The sequence below is a fragment of the Streptomyces sp. NBC_00435 genome, assembly GCF_036014235.1.
Taxonomy (GTDB): domain Bacteria; phylum Actinomycetota; class Actinomycetes; order Streptomycetales; family Streptomycetaceae; genus Streptomyces.
Genome location: NZ_CP107924.1, coordinates 5,593,686 through 5,610,807 on the forward strand (window position 1 = coordinate 5,593,686; position 17,122 = coordinate 5,610,807).

Here is a 17,122-nt window from a genome sequence, read left to right on the forward strand (position 1 = left end):
CCCACGCCCATTAGAATTTGACCCAACACCCGGCTTTCCCGCCGGGTGGTGACCCGAGGAGCCACCTTGGCTGCTGAGCTGCACGTCGAGCTGGTCGCGGCGGACCGGAATGTCTGGTCCGGCGAGGCCACCCTGGTTGTCGCCCGCACCGCCTCCGGCGACATCGGCGTCATGCCCGGTCACCAGCCGCTTCTCGGTGTGCTGGAATCGGGCCCGGTGACCATCCGCACCACGGACGGCAACACTGTTGTCGCCGCGGTGCACGGCGGATTCATCTCGTTCGCGGACAACAAGTTGTCGCTGCTGGCCGAGATCGCCGAGCTTGCCGACGAGATCGATGTCGAGCGGGCGGAGCGGGCACTGGAGCGCGCGAAGGCGGAGACCGATTCGGTCTCCGAGCGTCGCGCCGATGTCCGGCTGCGCGCGGTTTCGGGGCGCTGAGCCCCGGTACTGGTAAGAGTTTCAAACCTCAGCCGCGGCCTGTTCCGGAATTTTCCGGACCGGGTCGCGGCTGAGGCGATGCGGGTCCGTTTTTCGGTTCGGTTATTCGATGAGCGAGGAGGTCGGTGAAAGATGCTCCTCGCTCTGCTTGTGAGCGGCCTGGTCGTAGTAGCCCTGGTGGTGATCGGGCTGTTTGTGTTCGGGCTGCGCCGCAGACTGATCCAGCGCTCCGGCGGCACTTTCGACTGCAGCCTGCGCTGGGGTGTGACCGAGGAACCCGACATCTCCGGCAAGGGCTGGGTGTACGGGGTCGCGCGCTACAGCGGTGACCGCATCGAATGGTTCCGCGTCTTCAGTTACTCCCCCCGGCCGCGCCGGCTGCTGGAGCGGTCCTCCATCGAGGTCATCGCCCGCCGCGCCCCCGAGGGCGAGGAGGAGCTGGCCCTGCTCTCCGACGCCGTCGTGCTCGGCTGTGTCCACCGGGGCACCCGCCTGGAGCTGGCGATGAGCGATGACGCGCTGACAGGTTTCCTGGCGTGGCTCGAGGCGGCGCCTCCTGGCCAGCGGGTCAATGTGGCCTGATCGACTTCGGACGCGGAGAAGCCGGGGACACGGGGGCGGACCCGTCTCCCCGGCTTCGTCGTTCACCGGCTGTGGACGTGGGGGCTACTGGAGTCCGGCGTGGACCGCGGAGGCCAGTTCGCCGTTCGTGGTGTCGCCGCTGAACTCCCAGAAGAAGGCGCCCCTGAGGCCCTGCTGCTTCACCCAGGCCGTCTTCCCGGCGATGGTGGCGGGGGTGTCGTAGCTCCACCAGTTGCTGCCGCACTTGGCGTAGGCGGTGCCTGCGACGGTGCCGGTCGCGGGGCAGGTGTTCTTGAGGACCTTGTAGTCCTCGATGCCCTGCTCGTAGGTGCCCGGGGCCGGTCCGGTGGCGGTGCCGCCGGGGGTGGCCTGGGTGACGCCGGTCCAGCCGCGGCCGTAGAAGCCGATGCCGAGGTTGAGCTTGGAGCCGGCGATGCCCTTGCCCTTGAGCTTGGTGATGGCGGCCTCGGAGTTGAAGCCGGCGATCGGGATGCCGGTGTACGAGGTGAGCGGGGAGTGCGGGGCGGTCGGGCCCTTGGCGTCCCACGCGCCGAAGAAGTCGTAGGTCATGACGTTGTAGAAGTCGACGTACTGGGCCGCGCCCGCATAGTCGGCGAGGTCGAGCTTGCCGCCGTTGGAGCCGTCGGCGGAGATGGCGGCGGTGACCAGGTTGCTGCTGCCGAACTTGGTGCGCAGCGCGGAGAGCACGTTCTTCAGGGAGGCGGCCCCGCTGGTGTCGCAGGACAGGCCGCAGGCGTTCGGGTATTCCCAGTCGATGTCGATGCCGTCGAAGACGTCGGCCCAGCGCGGGTCCTCGACCAGGTCGTAGCAGGACTGGGCGAAGGCGGCCGGGTTCGCGGCGGCCTGGCCGAAGCCGCCGGACCAGGTCCAGCCGCCGAAGGAGTAGAGGACCTTGATGTTCGGGTACTTCTTCTTCAGCTGGCGCAGCTGGTTGAAGTTGCCCGCGACCGGCTGGTCCCAGGTGTCGGCGGTGCCGGAGACGCTGGAGGAGGCGTCGTAGGTCTTCTGGTAGTCGGCGTAGGCGTCACCGATCGTGCACTTGCCGCCCTGGACGTTGCCGAAGGCGTAGTTGATGTGCGTGATCTTGGCGGCGCTGCCGGAGGTGACCAGGTTCTTCACGTGGTAGTTGCGCTGGTAGACGCCCCAGTCCGTGAAGTAGCCGAGCTTGACCGCGGAACCGGGGGTGCCGGGGTCCGTGGGGTCGGTTCCGCCGCCGGTGGTGGTCACCGAGAGGGCGCCGGAGGAGGGACCGGTCTGGTCGACGGTGTCGCGGGCGGTGACCGCGTAGCTGTACGTCGTGCCCTTGGTCAGGCCCGAGTCGGTGTACGAGGGGGTCGTCACGGTGGCGATCTTGGTGCCGCCGCGGTAGACGTCGTAGTTCTTGACGCCCTTGTCGTCGGTGGCCGCGGCCCAGCCGAGGGTCAGGCCCGTGTCGGTGACGCCGCTGGCCGTGGGGGTGCCGGGGGCGCTGGGCGGGTTGTCGGTGGGGGTGGTGGTGCCGTCGCAGCCGCCGCCGTTGACCTTGCAGCCGCTGGGGGCGCCGGAGCCGGTGCCGTTGAAGCCGAAGCTGATGGTCGCGCCGGGGGCCAGGGTGCCGTTCCAGCCGACGTTCTTGCCGGTCCAGTGGGTGCCGGAGCTGGTGACGGTGGCGTCCCAGGCGGACGTGACGGCGGTGCCGGCCGGGTAGTCCCATTCCACGGTCCAGCTGCTGAGGGTGGTCGTGCCGGTGTTCTTCACCGTCCACTTGCCCTCGAAGCCGGAGCCCCAGTCGGAGACCTTGGTGTACGTCGCGGACGCCGAGGCGGCGGCCTCGGCGGGTCCGGCGACGGCCACGAGCCCGGCGACCGGCAGGGTGAGGACGGCCAGGGCGGCCGCGACTCTTCGAAACAGCGGTGCGCGTCGTGGGGGTGCTGTGCTCAAGGGTGCTCCTCCGAGGTCCGTCGCGGCCGTGGGGACGGCCGCGGCATGGGGGTGGGACCTGCGCCGCCCGTGAGCGTGCCGGCATGACTCTTTGTCATGGCACGCTCACCACAGTTGTGCGTGAGAGTAGAAAGGTCTGGACCAACCGTCAAGAGGTCCAGACCTTCCGTGGAGCCCGTGAATGCATTTCCGGTCGGATCCGGCTAGAGCCCCAACTCCTGTGCCAGCACGGCGGCTTGGGCCCGGCTGCGCAGCTCCAGCTTCGCCAGCAGCCTGCTGACGTGGGTCTTCGCCGTCGCCTCCGCCATCTCCAGGCGCACCGCGATCTCCGCGTTCGACAACCCCTTGCCCAGGCACCCCAGCACCTCCCGCTCGCGCGGGGTCAGGGACTCCACCGCCGCCGGCACGGGCACCCGTACGGCCCGCGGAGCCGCGAACTCGGCGATCAGCCGGCGGGTCACCGCGGGGGCGATCATGCCCTCCCCGCGCGCGACCGTCCGTACCGCCCCGATCAGCTCCGCCGCGTCCGCGTCCTTCAGCAGGAAACCGGACGCCCCCGCGCGCAGCGCCCCGAAGACGTACTCGTCCAGGTCGAAGGTGGTGAGCACCAGGACGTCCGCCAGCCCCTCCGCGACCACCTGGCGGGTCGCCGAGACCCCGTCCAGGCGCGGCATCTGCACGTCCATGAGCACCAGGTCGGGCCGCAGCCCGCGGGCCAGGCGCACGGCCTCCTCCCCGTCCGCGGCCTCGCCCACCACCTCGATGTCGCCCGCGCTGCGCAGGATCAGGACCAGCCCGGCCCGTACCGCGCTCTGGTCCTCCGCCACCACGACCCTGATCGTCACGTCCGTACCGCCTCCTCCCGTGCGGGCAGCGCTGCCCGCACCCGCCAGACCGCTCCCGCGCGGCCCGCCTCGAACTCTCCGCCGAGCAATTCCACCCGCTCCCGCATGCCGGTCAGCCCCGCCCCGGAGCCGGGTGCGCGGGGGCCGGGGCGGTCCCCGTAAGGGGAGTCGACCAGCAGGCGCAGCATCCCGCTCGCACCGCGGTCCAGGGTCAGGCGGACGGTGACCGTGCCCGGGGCAGCGTGCTTGAGGGCGTTGGTCAGCGACTCCTGGACGATCCGGTACGCCGCCAGCTCCACCGGGGCCGGCAGCGGCTCGCCGGCCTCACCGGCCTCCCCGGACCGCTCGTCGAGGAGTACGAAGTCCAGCCCGCTCGCGGCTCCGTTCGTCCGGGCCTGGTCCAGCAGCGCCTCCAGCCCGTCCAGGGAGGGCATCGCGACGGCCTCCTGCCCGGCGCCCGCGTCCCGGAGGAGCCCGATCAGCCGGCGCATCTCGGCCAGACCCTGGACGCTGTTCTCCCGGATCACCCCGAGCGCCTCGCGGCTGGTGGCGGGGGAGTCGATGGAGAGCGCGGCGGTGGAGTGGATGGCGATGGCGGAGAGGTGGTTGGCCACCATGTCGTGCAGCTCCCGGGCCATCCGCGCCCGCTCGGCGACGACGGCCTGGCTGCGGTCCATCTCGGCCAGCAGAGCGGTCTGCTCGGCGCGCAGCCGGGCGGCCACAGCGGCCTCGCGGTGGTTGCGCAGGGTGGCGCCGGTCAGCGCCGGGCCGAAGCTCACGATGCCGGTGATCACGCCGATCAGCAGGGCCTGCGGGGTGCGCAGCCAGGCCACGGCGGCGATGGTCACGGCGACGGTGATCAGGCCGGTGGTCACCGGGAGGCGGCGGGCCATGGCCGGTTTGCCGTAGACGACGGCCGCGTACATCAGGTCGGTGAAGATCAGGACGGTGGCCAGATTTCCCACCGTGAACTGGTCGGCGACCACCCCGGCGGTGCCGACGGCCAGGGTCACCCGGGGCCTGCTCCGGCGCAGCGGCTCCATCGCGCCGAGGGCGCAGAGCGGGACCAGGGCGGCCCAGTCGGGGAGCAGGTTCCGCGTGGGGGAGCTGTACACCCCGAGCGACCACAGGAGCAGGCCGGCGGCCACGCTGACAACGGCGAGCAGGACGTCGTCCCGGTGAGGTGGTGGGATCTTCGGGGTCACGGGCCCATCCAACAGGCTGCGGCCGAGGTCGGCGTCGCCATCGAGGCCGAGGCGCCGTACATCGAAGGATGCAGGGCGACCACCTCGGCATTCGTCACCGGAGACGAGGAATCGGCGATGACCGGGCGGGAAGCTGGAGGCATCCCACCGCCACCGCAGGAACGGAGACTCCCGTGCTCGTCACCCTGATCATCGCCTGCGAGATCGGCTTCTGGGTCCTGCTGACCGGTGGCCTGGCCCTGCGCTACCTCGCGAAGATGCCGAGGGCCGGCGCCGCCGTCCTGCTGTGCGAGCCGCTGCTGGAACTGGTCCTGCTGGTGGTCACCACCCTGGACCTGCGCGGCGGTGCCGAGCCCGACTGGAAGCACGGGGTGGCCGCGCTCTACCTCGGCTACACCGTCGCCTACGGGCACTACACCGTGAAGTGGCTCGACGGCCACGCCGCGCACCGCCTGGCCGGGGGCCCGAAGCCGGCCGGCGCCGGACTCGGCACGGCCCGGGCCGCCCATGAATGGAAGCTGGTCGCCCGGACCCTCGTCGCGGCGGCCGTCGCGATCGGCCTGTTGCAGGTCGCGATCTGCTACGTCGGCGGTTCGGGCGACACCGCTCCGCTGCGCGGGTGGCAGTTCATGTCGCTGCGCGTGGTCGCCATCCATGCCCTGATCGCCCTGACGTACACGGTGTTCCCGAAGCGGGCGCCGAAGCGGGCGCCGAAGCGGGCCGCTCCGCTGTCCTCCACGAACAGGCCCTAGCGCTCGCCTCCCGGGACCCACAGGACGTCCCCGATCTCCTTGTTGGCCGTGCGGGCCAGGATGAAGAGGAGGTCGGAGAGACGGTTGAGGTAGGTGGCCGTCAGTGGGTTCATCACCTCGCCGTACTCCTCCAGCGCCGCCCACGTGGAGCGCTCGGCGCGGCGGACCACCGTGCAGGCCTGGTGCAGGAGGGCCGCGCCGGGGGTGCCGCCGGGGAGGATGAAGCTGCGGAGCTTCTCCAGCTCGCCGTTGAAGGCGTCGCAGTCCGCCTCCAGCTTGTCGATGTAGAACTGCTCGACGCGCAGCGGCGGATATTCGGGGCTCTCGGCGACGGGTGTGCAGAGGTCCGCGCCCACGTCGAACAGGTCGTTCTGCACACGGACCAGGACCTTCACGACATCGGCGGACAGCGCGCCGAGCGCGATCGCCGTCCCGATGGCCGCGTTGGCCTCGTTGGTGTCGGCGTACGCCGAGATCCGCACATCGGTCTTGGCCGTGCGGCTCATGTCGCCGAGCGCGGTCGTGCCCTTGTCGCCGGTGCGGGTGTAGATGCGCGTGAGGTTCACCATGCCGTCAGCCTAGTGCGGGCCAACTGCGGCCCCCTGTCGCACTGCTGAGCCGCCCCGGTGTGATGTCCGTCATCTGAGACGTGACGCGTGTTACTTCACGGTCTCTGCGCCCCTCCCGGGCGCTAGTCTCCGCCGGAGAACGAACGACAGCTAGGGGTGTGCAGTGGCTGGGAAGCTCGCCGTCATCGGTGCCGGACTGATGGGTTCCGGAATCGCGCAGGTCTCCGCTCAGGCGGGTTGGGACGTCGTGCTGCGCGATGTCACCGATGCCGCTCTGACGCGTGGTACCGACGGGATCAAGGCCTCGTACGACAGGTTCGTCTCCAAGGGCAGGCTGACGGCGGAGGACGCCGAGGCCGCGCTCGCCCGCATCACCACGACCACCGACCTCGACGCGGTCGGCGACGCCGACATCGTCGTCGAGGCCGTCTTCGAGAAGCTCGAGGTCAAGCACGAGATCTTCCGCGCGCTCGACAAGCTCGTGCGCGAGGACGCGATCCTCGCCTCCAACACCTCGGCCATCCCGATCACCAAGATCGCGGCCGTGACGGAGCGTCCGGAGCGGGTCGTCGGCGCGCACTTCTTCTCGCCCGTCCCGATGATGCAGCTGTGCGAGCTCGTGCGCGGCTACAAGACGAGCGACGAAACCCTCGCCACCACCCGGGCGTTCGCCGAGTCCGTCGGCAAGACCTGCATCGTCGTCAACCGCGACGTCGCCGGTTTCGTGACGACCCGTCTGATCTCCGCGCTGGTCGTCGAAGCCGCCAAACTGTACGAATCGGGCGTCGCTTCGGCGGAGGACATCGACATCGCCTGCAAGCTGGGCTTCGGGCACGCGATGGGCCCGCTGGCCACCGCCGACCTCACCGGCGTCGACATCCTGCTCCACGCCACCAGCAACATCTACACCGAATCGCAGGACGAGAAGTTCGCGCCGCCGGAGCTGATGCGCCGCATGGTGGACGCGGGCGACATCGGCCGCAAGAGCGGGCAGGGCTTCTACAAGCACTGAGGCGGGGACAGAGGGCCCGTTCGAACGAGCCCTTCACCCCCTGGAGTGAATTAGGTATCGGTTCGCTCACGGTCGGCAACTTCCCCGCCCCTGAGGCAGTCAGTTGCAGTGAGAGTTGCCGACCACGGACCAGTCGGACCATACGTACGCAGTACCGCACTGCCGGGAGCACACATGCACATCAGGGGCGACCACGCCGAACTCGCTGTCGGGGGTCGCCTCGACGTGCGCAGCGCGGCGGACGCCCGTACGGTCCTGCACACCGCCCTCGACGACGGTCACGGCGACCTCGTGCTGGACCTCACCGGGCTCGACTCCTGGGACGCGACGGGCCTCGGCGTGATCATGGGCGCCCACCGCCGGGCCGGTCGGACCGGCCGGCGGCTCGTCCTGCGCGGGGTGCCGCCGCAGATGCAGCGGCTGCTCGTCGCCACCCGGCTGCACCGGATCCTCGCGATCGAGGGCGGACTGGAAGCGGAGTCGCTGCCGCGAGCGTGACGCCGGACGCCGGGTGAGCAGCGTGAACAGACCGCGCGAACGTAACGGTCCGGTGGTGAAGGCACCCCTGCGGTTCCTGCGGGACCGGGCACGGTCTAGGGTTCGGGCGGAAACCGGACCAGTAGCGACAGCGGCGTGTGCGAAGGCCGGGCGGTACGACGGCGCACGGCGCGATCGGAGGACTCGGTCATGGACCGCACACAAGGGCAGGCCGATCCGGCTCAGCACCCCGCACGGGTGGTGACGCTGGCCGCCGGGGACTTCACCCTCACCGTGAACCCGGTCGACGGCAGCGAGATCGAGCCGACCCACCGTCCCGGCGGTGAACCCGCCCGCGCCCCCGTCAAGCGCACCCCCGCCGCCCGCGCCTCCGGGGCGGCCGCCGCGCGGCCCCCCGTACCGCCGGGAGCCCCGGCCGGCACGCGCCCCCTGCTGGGCCGTGAGGAGGAGCGCGAGCGCCTCGTACGGCTCCTCGCGCGCGGCCGCTCCGTACGGCTGACCGGGCCGCCCGGCTCCGGGCGCACCGCGCTGCTCGAATCCGTCGCCGACGCCTGCGCGGACATGGCCCCCGACGGAGTCGTACGTCTCTCCGCGCACGGGCACCAGCAGGCCGGCGAGCTGCTCCACGCGCTGTACGCCACCGTGTACGAGGCTCCGGCCGAACGGCCCGACCGGGCCGGACTCCTCGCCCGCGTGCGGGAGATCGGCGCCGTCGTCCTCCTCGACGACCTCGACATGGGCGGCCCCGCCCTCGACGAACTGCTGCGGGCCACCCCGGAGTGCGCGTACCTGCTGGCCGCCACCCCCGGCACCCGGGCCCCCTCCGACGATTCGCATCTCGAAGAGGTCTTCCTCGGCGGGCTGTCCCGCGCCGACTGCGTGGCCCTGCTCGAAGCGGGCACCGGACGGGCCCTGACGGAGGCCGAGACGGCCTGGGCGGGGGACCTGCGCTTCGCCTCCGAAGGGCTGCCGCTGCGCTTCGTGCAGGCCGCCGCGTTGCTGCGGCAGCGCGACGAGCTCAACCGGTCCGACCCCGACGACGAGGACGAGGAGCCCGGCGTCTTCGAGGAGCGGCCGCGCGACACCGTCTTCGTGCCGCTGCCGACCCTGGCCGAGGGAGCCGCCCCGGCGGAGCTGCTGGCCTCTAGGGTCAGCGAATCGGCACGGGCCGCCCTGCGGATCGCCTGCGCGCTGGGCGGCGAGCTGCCGCACCACGCGCACCTGCCCGCACTGGTCGGGGACACCCACGCCGACACGGCGGTCGCGGAACTGATCGACTGCGGGCTGCTGAGCCCCGTCGGGACGCGCTACCGGCTGGCCGCGGGGGTCGCGCGGCAGCTGGAGGAGATCGGGTACGGGGACACCGCGGCCGAGGAGGCCCGGACGGCCGCCCGGCACTACGCCTGGTGGACCGGGCACACCTCGGTGAGCCCGGGGCGGATCGCGGCGGAGGCCGACGCGGTGCTCGCTGCGCTGGCCGGCGCCGATGTGGTGGCCGCGGTCCTGCTGGCGCGGACGGCGGCCCCGGCGTTCGCGGCCTCGCTGCACTGGGAGTCCTGGGAGCGCGTGCTGCGCTCGGGCGCGGAGGCCGCGCGGAAGGCCGGGGAGGTCGCGGAGCAGGCGTACTTCCACCACGAGCTCGGCGTACTGGCCCTGTGCGAGGGCCGGCTCGACCGGGCGCGGGCGGAGCTCGAGGCCTCGATCGGGCTGCGCGGCGCGCTCGCCGACAAGCGGGGCACCGTGGCGGGACGGCGGGCGCTGGCCCTGGTCACCGACCGGGAGGCGGCCGGCGTCCAGGTGTCGCCGCCGCTGCGGCTGGCCCCGCCGGCGGCCTCTCCCGCTCCGGCGGCCCTGCCCGCGGGGCCGGGCGCAGGGCCGGGCGCCGGGCCCGGCGCCCGGCCCGGCGCGGCGCCGGCCGTGCCGTCCGCGCCGGGCGGGTTCAAGCCGCCGGCCGGGGTGGCTCCGGTGTCCACCGTGAAGCCCGCGCCCGCACCCCTGGCCGCCGCGCTGGAGCCGCGGGACGCGGAAGCGGTCACGACGGTGGTGCCCGCGGTGGCGCCGGCCGGTGCCGTGGCGCCCGTGACCCTGGCGGAGGTGTTCGAGGACGCCTTCCCGCTCAACCCCGAGCCGGCCCCGGCGCCCAGGGCGCTGCCCGAGCCGCGGCCGCCGCGGTCCGGGCGCAAGCCGCTGCTGCTGGCCGCGGCCGGGGCGCTGACGGTGGTGGTGCTGGGCACGGTGGTCGCGCTGGCGATGTCCGGCGAGGAGCAGACCCCGCCGGCCCAGGGGCCGGGCGTCTCCACGACCCCGACCACGGAGGAGTCGCAGACGTCGCCGAGTTCGCCGGGTACGAGCGGGAACGTTCCTGCGCCGGAGCCGGAAGCCTCGTCCCCGGAGGCGCAGGTGCCGGGCACGACGCCGACGCCGCGCAAGTCCCCCTCGCGCAAGCCGTCGCCGACCCCGCGGTCGTCGAGCCCCGTGGCCCCGACCCCGCCGGCGTCGAGCCCGGCCGATCCGACGCCGACCGTGTCGATCTCCGCGAGCCCGACCGAGCCGACGGGCCAGCCCACGCCGACCACGACGACGGCGACGACGGGTGCGCCGGTCACGACGACGACACCCTGAGGTCCTGACGGGCCGTGCCCGGAGCGGTACGCGCCGCCACTGCGATCAGCGGCCGGCGGCGCGCTGCCGGGTTAGAACAGCCGGAGCTTGTCGTCCTCGATGCCGCGCATGGCGTTGTAGTCGAGGATCACGCAGTCCATGCCGCGGTCGTTCGCCAGGACGCGGGCCTGGGGCTTGATCTCCTGGGCCGCGAAGACGCCCTTGACGGGCGCCAGGTGCGGGTCGCGGTTCAGGAGCTCCAGGTAGCGCGTGAGCTGCTCGACGCCGTCGATCTCACCGCGCCGCTTGATCTCCACCGCGACCGTCCCGCCGGAGGCGTCCCGGCACAGGATGTCGACGGGTCCGATCGCGGTCATGTACTCGCGGCGGATCAGCGTGTAGCCCTCGCCGAGGGTGTCGATCCGGTCGGCCAGGAGTTCCTGGAGGTGCGCCTCGACGCCGTCCTTGATCAGGCCCGGGTCGGTGCCCAGCTCGTGGGAGGAGTCATGGAGGACTTCCTCCATGGTGATGATGAGCTTCTCGCCCGCCTTGTTGACGACGGTCCAGACGCCGGCCTCGTTACCACTCCCCTCCTTGAGGGTGCACGGCGGAGACATCCAGTTGAGCGGTTTGTACGCTCGGTCGTCCGCGTGGATCGAGACACTCCCGTCGGCCTTCACGAGGATCAGACGGGGTGCCGAGGGCAGATGGGCGGTGAGCCGGCCCGCGTAATCGACGGAGCAGCGGGCAATGACGAGACGCATGGTCGGCAACGCTACTCGACGAGAAGGCCTGCACGCGATTCGCCCCCGAAAGCCCCCTTCGTGGATGGCGCGTTGTATGCGCATTCTCCTGGTGCGGTACCCACCGGGCGCCTACCGTGGTGAGCGGGAGGTTGCGAAGCGTGCACACTGCGTCGCGATCTCCTCCCTGCCCGTAAGGCTCCGGCAACCCAATCGGCCGGAGTCGCGAGAGGAGAACCCATGTCGCTCGACGTCTCACCGGCCCTACTCGAACAGGCCGAGCGAGGCGAGGTCGACGAAGCCGCTTTCGTCGACTGCGTCCGGACCTCCCTGCCCTACGCATGGGAGATGATCAGCTCGCTGGTGGCCCAGCTGAAGGTGGACGGCGGACAGTTCGCCGACAACCAGACGCCGCCGCCGGACGAGCAGGCGCGTGGCCAGCTGCTGCGCGCCCTCGCGAGTGACGCGATACGGGGTGCGCTGCAGCGCCACTTCGGAGTGCGCCTGGCATTCCAGAACTGCCACCGGCTTGCGGTGTTCCCGCTCGACCCGTCGGTGGACGACCGGCTGGCCAAGTTCACTTCGATCCGTGGTCAGCTGCTCAACCAGTCGCCCGAGCTGCGCGACTGTTAGCAGGACGACCGTACGACCGTACGACCGCACCTCCGCAAGACGCCACGACCGCGAGACCGCACGACCTCTATCGCGCTGCCGCTCCGGTGCCAACGGAGCGGCAGCCCTGGTCTCAGCCGAGCCGGGGCACCACTTCGGTGCCGAGTCGGCGGAGGTTCTCCTCCGTCGCGGCGAGGTCACCCGAACCTTCCGTCAGCAGGGCGAACCGCGTGATGCCCGTACGTTCCGATGTGACCGCCAGCCGGTCGGCCGCCAGTTCCGGCGTGCCCACGGGGTGCAGGTCGCACAGCAGTTCCGTGTACGCGACCGGATCGCGCATCGCGCGCCGGCGTCCGTCCACCGTGACGTGCGCGTCCAAGCCCTGCTTGAGCCAGCCCGGCATCGCCTTCAGCAGCGTTTCCCGGGCGTCCGCCGTCCGGTCCGCCAGTTGGCAGACCCCGGCCGACACGTGGCCCGCCTCCGGGCTGTGGCCCGCGGCCCGCGCCGTACGCCGCCACAGCTCGACCATCGCCGCCTTGTCCTCGTCCCCGCAGTGCATACCGAGCAGCATCGGCAGTCCGCGCTCCGCCGCCAGCCGTACGGAGGTGGGGGAGGTGCACGCGACGATCAGTTCCGGCCCCGTCCCGTCCGCGTGCAGCGCTTCGGACGGACGCGGTACGACGGCCACCTCGCGGAACCCGTACCGGGCTCCGGCCTGCGCTCCCGCCGCCCCCACCCGTGGTTCGGCGAGCCAGCGGCGCAGCAGGTCCAGGTCCTCCGGGAAGCGGTTCTCGTACGCGTCGAGCCCGCCGCCGAAGACCTCCAGGTCCACCCAGGGCCCGCCCCGCCCCACACCCAGGGAGAACCGTCCCTCCGAGGTCAGGTGCAGCAGGGCCGCCTGTTCCCCCAGGGCCACGGGGTGGGTGCTCGGCAGCACGCTCACCGCCGTGCCCACGCGCAGCCGCCGGGTGCGGCCCAGCATCAAGGCCGCCAGGGTCACCGCCGACGGGCAGACCCCGTACGGGACGAAGTGGTGTTCGGCGAGCCAGACCGAGTCGAGCCCGGCCTCCTCGGCCACCTCCGCGGTCCGCACCGCCCGGTGCAGTGCCTCTCCCGGTCCCTGTCCAGGGAACTGGGCCGCCAGTACAAACGCTCCTACGCGCATCGCCTTTAGCCTCCTCGCGGCTGACGCGGCCTCCCCCAGGCGGACCGGTTTCCTTACCGGCAACAACGTCTGACACGTGCCAAAGGCACGGCCTGACCGGAAAGTTATTGGGATTGTCGGGCCAGTCGCGTTCTTCCGATGGTCGTCCTTCGGCCACCCTGCGGGTACCCGGTCTCGCTGCGCGTAGTCTGGGAGAAAGTCACTGCCGTCCGCCCATCCGTGAGGTATACGTGTCACCGCGCCACAACCGCCCCAGGGGCGGCGAGAATCCAGCCGATCGTTCGTCGGACCAGGGCTCGGACCCGGGCGGCAGTCTGGACCGGTACGGCTTGGAGCGCACGGAGGAGTACCAGGGCGAGGAGTGGAAGGTCCGGCACGTCGCGGGCGCGAGCGCGGCGGGCAAGAGGTACCGCTGCCCCGGCTGCGACCAGGAGATCCCCTCCGGCACCCCGCACCTGGTGGCCTGGCCGGAGTACGGCGGCGTCGAGGACCGCCGGCACTGGCACAAGGCCTGCTGGAACGCGAAGGACCGCCGCACCTCCAAGGTGCAGCGGTCGCGCAACGCCCCCAAGTACTAGTACTGCAACGGTGTTTGCTGTGATGGTTTGTTGGCTTCTGGCGGTGTGTGACCGCGTCGTTTGTAGTGGCTGACACGTGCCTGGAACTGCCGTCGCCGTCGCCAGTGTGACCAGTGCAGGACGTGGTCGATGCTCGCGCGGGGCCGGGTAAGCCGACTGATCAGACGTCGGAGTTCGGGCAGGGTGAGGGGTATGAGCTGGGAGGATCCGTTTCTGCTTTCCCGGTATCCAGTGCTCGGCCGCGCAGGACGGTGAGGCAGACGTGGGCGGCCATGGCCAAGGTCATGTGGCGGTGCCAGCCGTCGTAGCGGCGGACCTGGTAGTCGTCCAGGCCGCACTCCTGTTTCGCGGTCTGGAAGCATTCCTCGACCGCCCACCGGCTTCCCGCGACGCGGATCAGCTCGTCCAGAGTGGTCTCGGCCGGGCAGTAGGCGATGTAATAGGAGATCTCCTCGGGCCGACGAATGCTGCGGCGGGCGATCACCCAGTGCCGGCGGTCCTCGCGGTGCCAGGGCCGGACCTCCACCCTGGCCCAGTCGTAGACCCTCGGGCCGTGGGCCCCATTGCCGCAGGAACGACGCTTCCACTTCTGACGGGGCAGACCGGGAAACAGGTCGTGAACAGGATGGTCCATGGCCCAGCGGGAGACGACGGTGTCGTGGCGGGTGGTGGCCATGACGTGGAAGACATCCGCCCGCTCCAACTCCGTGCGCCAGCCTTTGGAGAAGCCGTAGGCCGCGTCCGCGGTCACCCACCGGAAAGGAATCTTCTCGGCGATCGCCCGGCGGACCATGGCCTTGGCCATCACCACCTTCGTCTCGAAGCCGACCGAGTCATCGATGCCGGCGGCCCGGCACCGGTCGCGGTCATCCGTCCATGACGTGGGCAGATACAGGCGGCGGTCGATCAGGGTGCGGCCACGGCTGCCGGCATAGGCGAGGAACACCCCGATCTGGGAGTTCTCCGTCCGGCCGGCGGTCCCGGAGTACTGGCGCTGGACCCCGGCCGAGCGGACGCCCTTCTTCAGGAACCCGGTGTCGTCGACGATCAGCACCGCATCCGGATCGCCGAGATGCTCGACGACGTAGTCACGGACGTCGTCCAGGACCTCGTCCGCGTTCCAGTCGATCCGGTTCAGCAGCCGGTGGATCCGGTCCGGACCGGCATGCCCGGCCTCCTCGGCAAGCGTCCACCCGTTCTTCCGCTCCAGCGGAGCTATCAGCCCCCGCATATAGGCAAGAGCCGACTCACGCGGCTCCGACCTCGAGAAACGGTGCACGAACCGCTCATGCAAAGCCTTCAGTTCACCAGCCCACAACCGGGCATCCCCAAGTTCCCCACCCATGACCTGACCAACGACCGACCTGCCCAACCGTCACAGCAAACACCGTTGCAGTACTAGGCCGTACCTTTCGGATCTTGCCGGGCGCACCCGGCACGGCCGCACCCGGCCTAGATGTCCCGTCGGCCGGTCACCACGTACGAGGCGGCGACCATCGTGCCCGTCACCAGCAGGATCAGCGCCATGTGGTGCAGGTTGGTCGGGACGGTCAGGAAGTCGCCCGTGGCCTGCGTGGGGTCGCCCGGGTCGGAGGGCAGGCCGAACAGCTGCATCATGGCGACCGGCGAGTTGTACTGGAGCAGGGCCCGGCCGAGGGGGGCCACGGCCTCCCAGATCATGAGCACCGACCCTATGACCGGCGGCAGCGTCACGAGGCCGAGCATCACGGCGATCGCGCCGGCGGAGTGCCGCACCAGCGCCCCGACCGCCAGGGCCAGCACGCCGAGCAGGGTCACGTAGAAGCTGCCGAGGATCCCGGAGGCCCACTCCGAGGCCGGGTGCACCCCGGAGCCCGGACCGTTGTGCAGGATCGACGCCGTCAGCCCGACGAGGCAGACCGACCCGGCCGTCGCCAGGAACGCGGTGATGCCGAAGACGAGGTACTTCGCGGTGAGCACCCGGTACCGGTCGGGTGCCGCGGTGAAGGTGGTACGGACCAGGCCGGTGCCGTACTCGGAGGTGATCGTCAGCACCCCGAGCACCATCACCGCGAGCTGCCCGACCAGCAGGCCGAAGAGGGCGGGGGCGATGAACGGCATCTGCTCGTAGTCCATGGCCCGGGTCTGCAGGATGACCGCGGCGCCGATGCCGACGACGAGCAGCACCAGTGAACCGAGCGTCCAGACCGTGGAGCGCACCGAGGTCAGCTTGGTCCACTCCGAGGCCAGCGCGTGCCCCAGGTGCGGCCGGAGGGTCGGCAGGGGCGAGCTGTAGTCCTTCGGGCCCTGCTCCCCGGCGGTCGCGGTCGTCGGGGCGCTCATCGGATGTCCTCGGGCTTCTGCGCGGGGGTGTGCACGGGGTCGGGGGAGCGGTCCGGGCCGGAGGAGTGCGCGTCGCCGGGGCCGGCGAGCTCGCCCGCAGTGGCGGGCATCAGGAACGGCTGGCCGTCGCCCCCGGGCGGCGGGGGAGCGAAGAACCCCGTCTGCGGGACCGGCAGGGCCTCGGCGGGCACCTCGTCCTCCCACTGCGGAACGCTCAGCGGTTCGGGCTCCCACAGCTCGGCGCGCGGGTCCTCGGTAGAGGTGTACTCGACGGAGGACTGGGTCATCCGCATGTACGCCTCCTCCAGGGAGGCCCGGTGCGGCGAGAGCTCCCACAGCCGTACGCCGGCCGCATGCGCGAGGTCGGAGATCCGCGGCAGCTCCAGCCCGGTCACGCGCAGTGCCCCGTCGGGCTCCCGGAGGACCCGGGCGCCCGCCCTGGTGAGGACGGAACCCAGCGTGTCCCAGCCAGCCGGGTCGGTGTCGGCCGTGCGGACCCGGGCGAATCCGGCCGAGTTGTGGGTGATGAAGTCCTGGGTGCTCATGTCGGCGAGCAGCCGGCCCCGGCCGATCACGATCAGGTGGTCGGCGGTCAGCGCCATCTCGCTCATCAGGTGGGAGGAGACGAAGACGGTGCGGCCCTCGGCGGCGAGGTGGCGCATCAGGTTTCGGACCCAGAGGATGCCCTCCGGGTCGAGGCCGTTGACCGGCTCGTCGAAGAGCAGCACCTGGGGGTCGCCGAGCAGGGCGGTGGCGATGCCGAGCCGCTGGCCCATGCCGAGCGAGAAGCCCTTCGTACGCTGCCGGGCCACGTCCTGCAGGCCCACGACGCCCAGGACCTCGTCCACCCGCTTCTCGGGGATCCCGGAGAGCTGGGCGATCGACAGGAGGTGGGTGCGGGCCCGGCGGCCGCCGTGCACGGCCTTGGCGTCGAGCAGGGCGCCGACGTGCCGCTGGGCGTTCGGGAGCTCGCGGAAGGAGTGGCCGTTGATCGTGACGCGGCCGGAGGTGGGGCGGTCCAGGCCGAGGATCATGCGCATCGTGGTGGACTTCCCGGAGCCGTTGGGCCCCAGGAATCCCGTCACGTGACCCGGCCTGACCTGGAAGGAAAGGTCGTCGACGGCGGTCTTCGCGCCGAAGCGTTTGGTCAGGCCGGCGGCCTCGATCATGTGCTCTGCCCCTTGCCCGGCGGGGACGACGTTCGCCCTGTAAGGGTTAAGAGGATAGCCAGTCTCCTACGGTTCCACCTCGTCCAC

17 protein-coding genes are annotated in these 17,122 nt (G+C 71.4%); 8 read left to right on the plus strand and 9 right to left on the minus strand.

From position 1 onward, the window contains the following. Positions 1 to 66: 66 nt before the first annotated feature. Complete coding sequence (locus tag OG389_RS25830) at positions 67 to 441, plus strand: F0F1 ATP synthase subunit epsilon (protein ID WP_328300828.1); 375 nt, start codon at positions 67 to 69, stop codon at positions 439 to 441. 132 nt (positions 442 to 573) lie between these two features. Then, a complete protein-coding gene (locus OG389_RS25835) occupies positions 574 to 1,023 on the plus strand; it encodes a DUF2550 domain-containing protein (protein ID WP_328300829.1) in 450 nt (149 codons plus the stop codon). Positions 1,024 to 1,107: 84 nt separating this feature from the next. Here OG389_RS25835 and OG389_RS25840 read toward each other — a convergent pair whose 3' ends face one another. From OG389_RS25840 to OG389_RS25850, 3 genes are all read right to left on the minus strand, one after another. Next, positions 1,108 to 2,934: a glycoside hydrolase family 18 chitinase gene (locus OG389_RS25840; RefSeq protein ID WP_328304095.1), complete on the minus strand. Its 1,827-nt coding sequence runs from the start codon at positions 2,932 to 2,934 to the stop codon at positions 1,108 to 1,110. 233 nt (positions 2,935 to 3,167) lie between these two features. Next, positions 3,168 to 3,809: a response regulator transcription factor gene (locus tag OG389_RS25845; RefSeq protein ID WP_328300830.1), complete on the minus strand. Its 642-nt coding sequence runs from the start codon at positions 3,807 to 3,809 to the stop codon at positions 3,168 to 3,170. Continuing rightward, entirely contained in the window at positions 3,806 to 5,014 is a 1,209-nt protein-coding gene (locus OG389_RS25850) for a sensor histidine kinase (protein ID WP_328300831.1), read from the minus strand. The genes OG389_RS25845 and OG389_RS25850 overlap by 4 nt, the downstream gene beginning before the upstream one ends. Before the next feature lie 173 nt (positions 5,015 to 5,187). Between OG389_RS25850 and OG389_RS25855 the strand changes: the two genes are divergently transcribed. Further along, a complete protein-coding gene (locus OG389_RS25855; protein WP_328300832.1) occupies positions 5,188 to 5,766 on the plus strand; it encodes a hypothetical protein in 579 nt (192 codons plus the stop codon). Here OG389_RS25855 and OG389_RS25860 read toward each other — a convergent pair. Next, positions 5,763 to 6,335, minus strand: coding sequence for a cob(I)yrinic acid a,c-diamide adenosyltransferase (locus tag OG389_RS25860; RefSeq protein ID WP_328300833.1), 573 nt, complete (start codon positions 6,333 to 6,335; stop codon positions 5,763 to 5,765). The genes OG389_RS25855 and OG389_RS25860 overlap by 4 nt on opposite strands. 163 nt (positions 6,336 to 6,498) lie before the next feature. Between OG389_RS25860 and OG389_RS25865 the strand changes: the two genes are divergently transcribed. The 3 genes from OG389_RS25865 (at position 6,499) to OG389_RS25875 (ending at position 10,467) form a co-directional block, all read left to right on the plus strand. Then, entirely contained in the window at positions 6,499 to 7,347 is an 849-nt protein-coding gene (locus OG389_RS25865; RefSeq protein WP_328300834.1) for a 3-hydroxyacyl-CoA dehydrogenase family protein, read from the plus strand. 174 nt (positions 7,348 to 7,521) lie between these two features. Next, positions 7,522 to 7,845, plus strand: coding sequence for an STAS domain-containing protein (locus OG389_RS25870; RefSeq protein ID WP_243336243.1), 324 nt, complete (start codon positions 7,522 to 7,524; stop codon positions 7,843 to 7,845). 189 nt (positions 7,846 to 8,034) lie between these two features. Next, a complete protein-coding gene (locus OG389_RS25875; protein WP_328300835.1) occupies positions 8,035 to 10,467 on the plus strand; it encodes an ATP-binding protein in 2,433 nt (810 codons plus the stop codon). A 71-nt stretch (positions 10,468 to 10,538) separates the two neighbouring features. Here OG389_RS25875 and nucS read toward each other — a convergent pair whose 3' ends face one another. Further along, positions 10,539 to 11,210, minus strand: coding sequence for an endonuclease NucS (nucS, locus tag OG389_RS25880; protein WP_328300836.1), 672 nt, complete (start codon positions 11,208 to 11,210; stop codon positions 10,539 to 10,541). A 219-nt stretch (positions 11,211 to 11,429) separates the two neighbouring features. Between nucS and OG389_RS25885 the strand changes: the two genes are divergently transcribed. Further along, positions 11,430 to 11,822, plus strand: coding sequence for an SCO5389 family protein (locus tag OG389_RS25885; protein WP_030386927.1), 393 nt, complete (start codon positions 11,430 to 11,432; stop codon positions 11,820 to 11,822). A gap of 112 nt (positions 11,823 to 11,934) precedes the next feature. Here OG389_RS25885 and OG389_RS25890 read toward each other — a convergent pair whose 3' ends face one another. Then, positions 11,935 to 12,966, minus strand: a complete 1,032-nt coding sequence (locus OG389_RS25890) for an LLM class flavin-dependent oxidoreductase (protein WP_328300837.1) — start codon at positions 12,964 to 12,966, stop codon at positions 11,935 to 11,937. A gap of 230 nt (positions 12,967 to 13,196) precedes the next feature. On the opposite strand from OG389_RS25890, the gene OG389_RS25895 reads away from it, so the two are divergent. Beyond that, positions 13,197 to 13,544: an ATP/GTP-binding protein gene (locus OG389_RS25895; RefSeq protein WP_328300838.1), complete on the plus strand. Its 348-nt coding sequence runs from the start codon at positions 13,197 to 13,199 to the stop codon at positions 13,542 to 13,544. A gap of 160 nt (positions 13,545 to 13,704) precedes the next feature. Here OG389_RS25895 and OG389_RS25900 read toward each other — a convergent pair whose 3' ends face one another. The 3 genes from OG389_RS25900 to OG389_RS25910 form a co-directional block, all read right to left on the minus strand. Then, on the minus strand, positions 13,705 to 14,889 hold the full coding sequence (locus tag OG389_RS25900) for an IS701 family transposase (RefSeq protein WP_328296399.1): 1,185 nt from the start codon (positions 14,887 to 14,889) through the stop codon (positions 13,705 to 13,707). A gap of 107 nt (positions 14,890 to 14,996) precedes the next feature. Next, entirely contained in the window at positions 14,997 to 15,866 is an 870-nt protein-coding gene (locus OG389_RS25905) for an ABC transporter permease (protein WP_328300839.1), read from the minus strand. Then, positions 15,863 to 17,035, minus strand: a complete 1,173-nt coding sequence (locus tag OG389_RS25910; protein WP_328300840.1) for an ABC transporter ATP-binding protein — start codon at positions 17,033 to 17,035, stop codon at positions 15,863 to 15,865. The genes OG389_RS25905 and OG389_RS25910 overlap by 4 nt, the downstream gene beginning before the upstream one ends. Between the last annotated feature and the right edge of the window lie 87 nt (positions 17,036 to 17,122).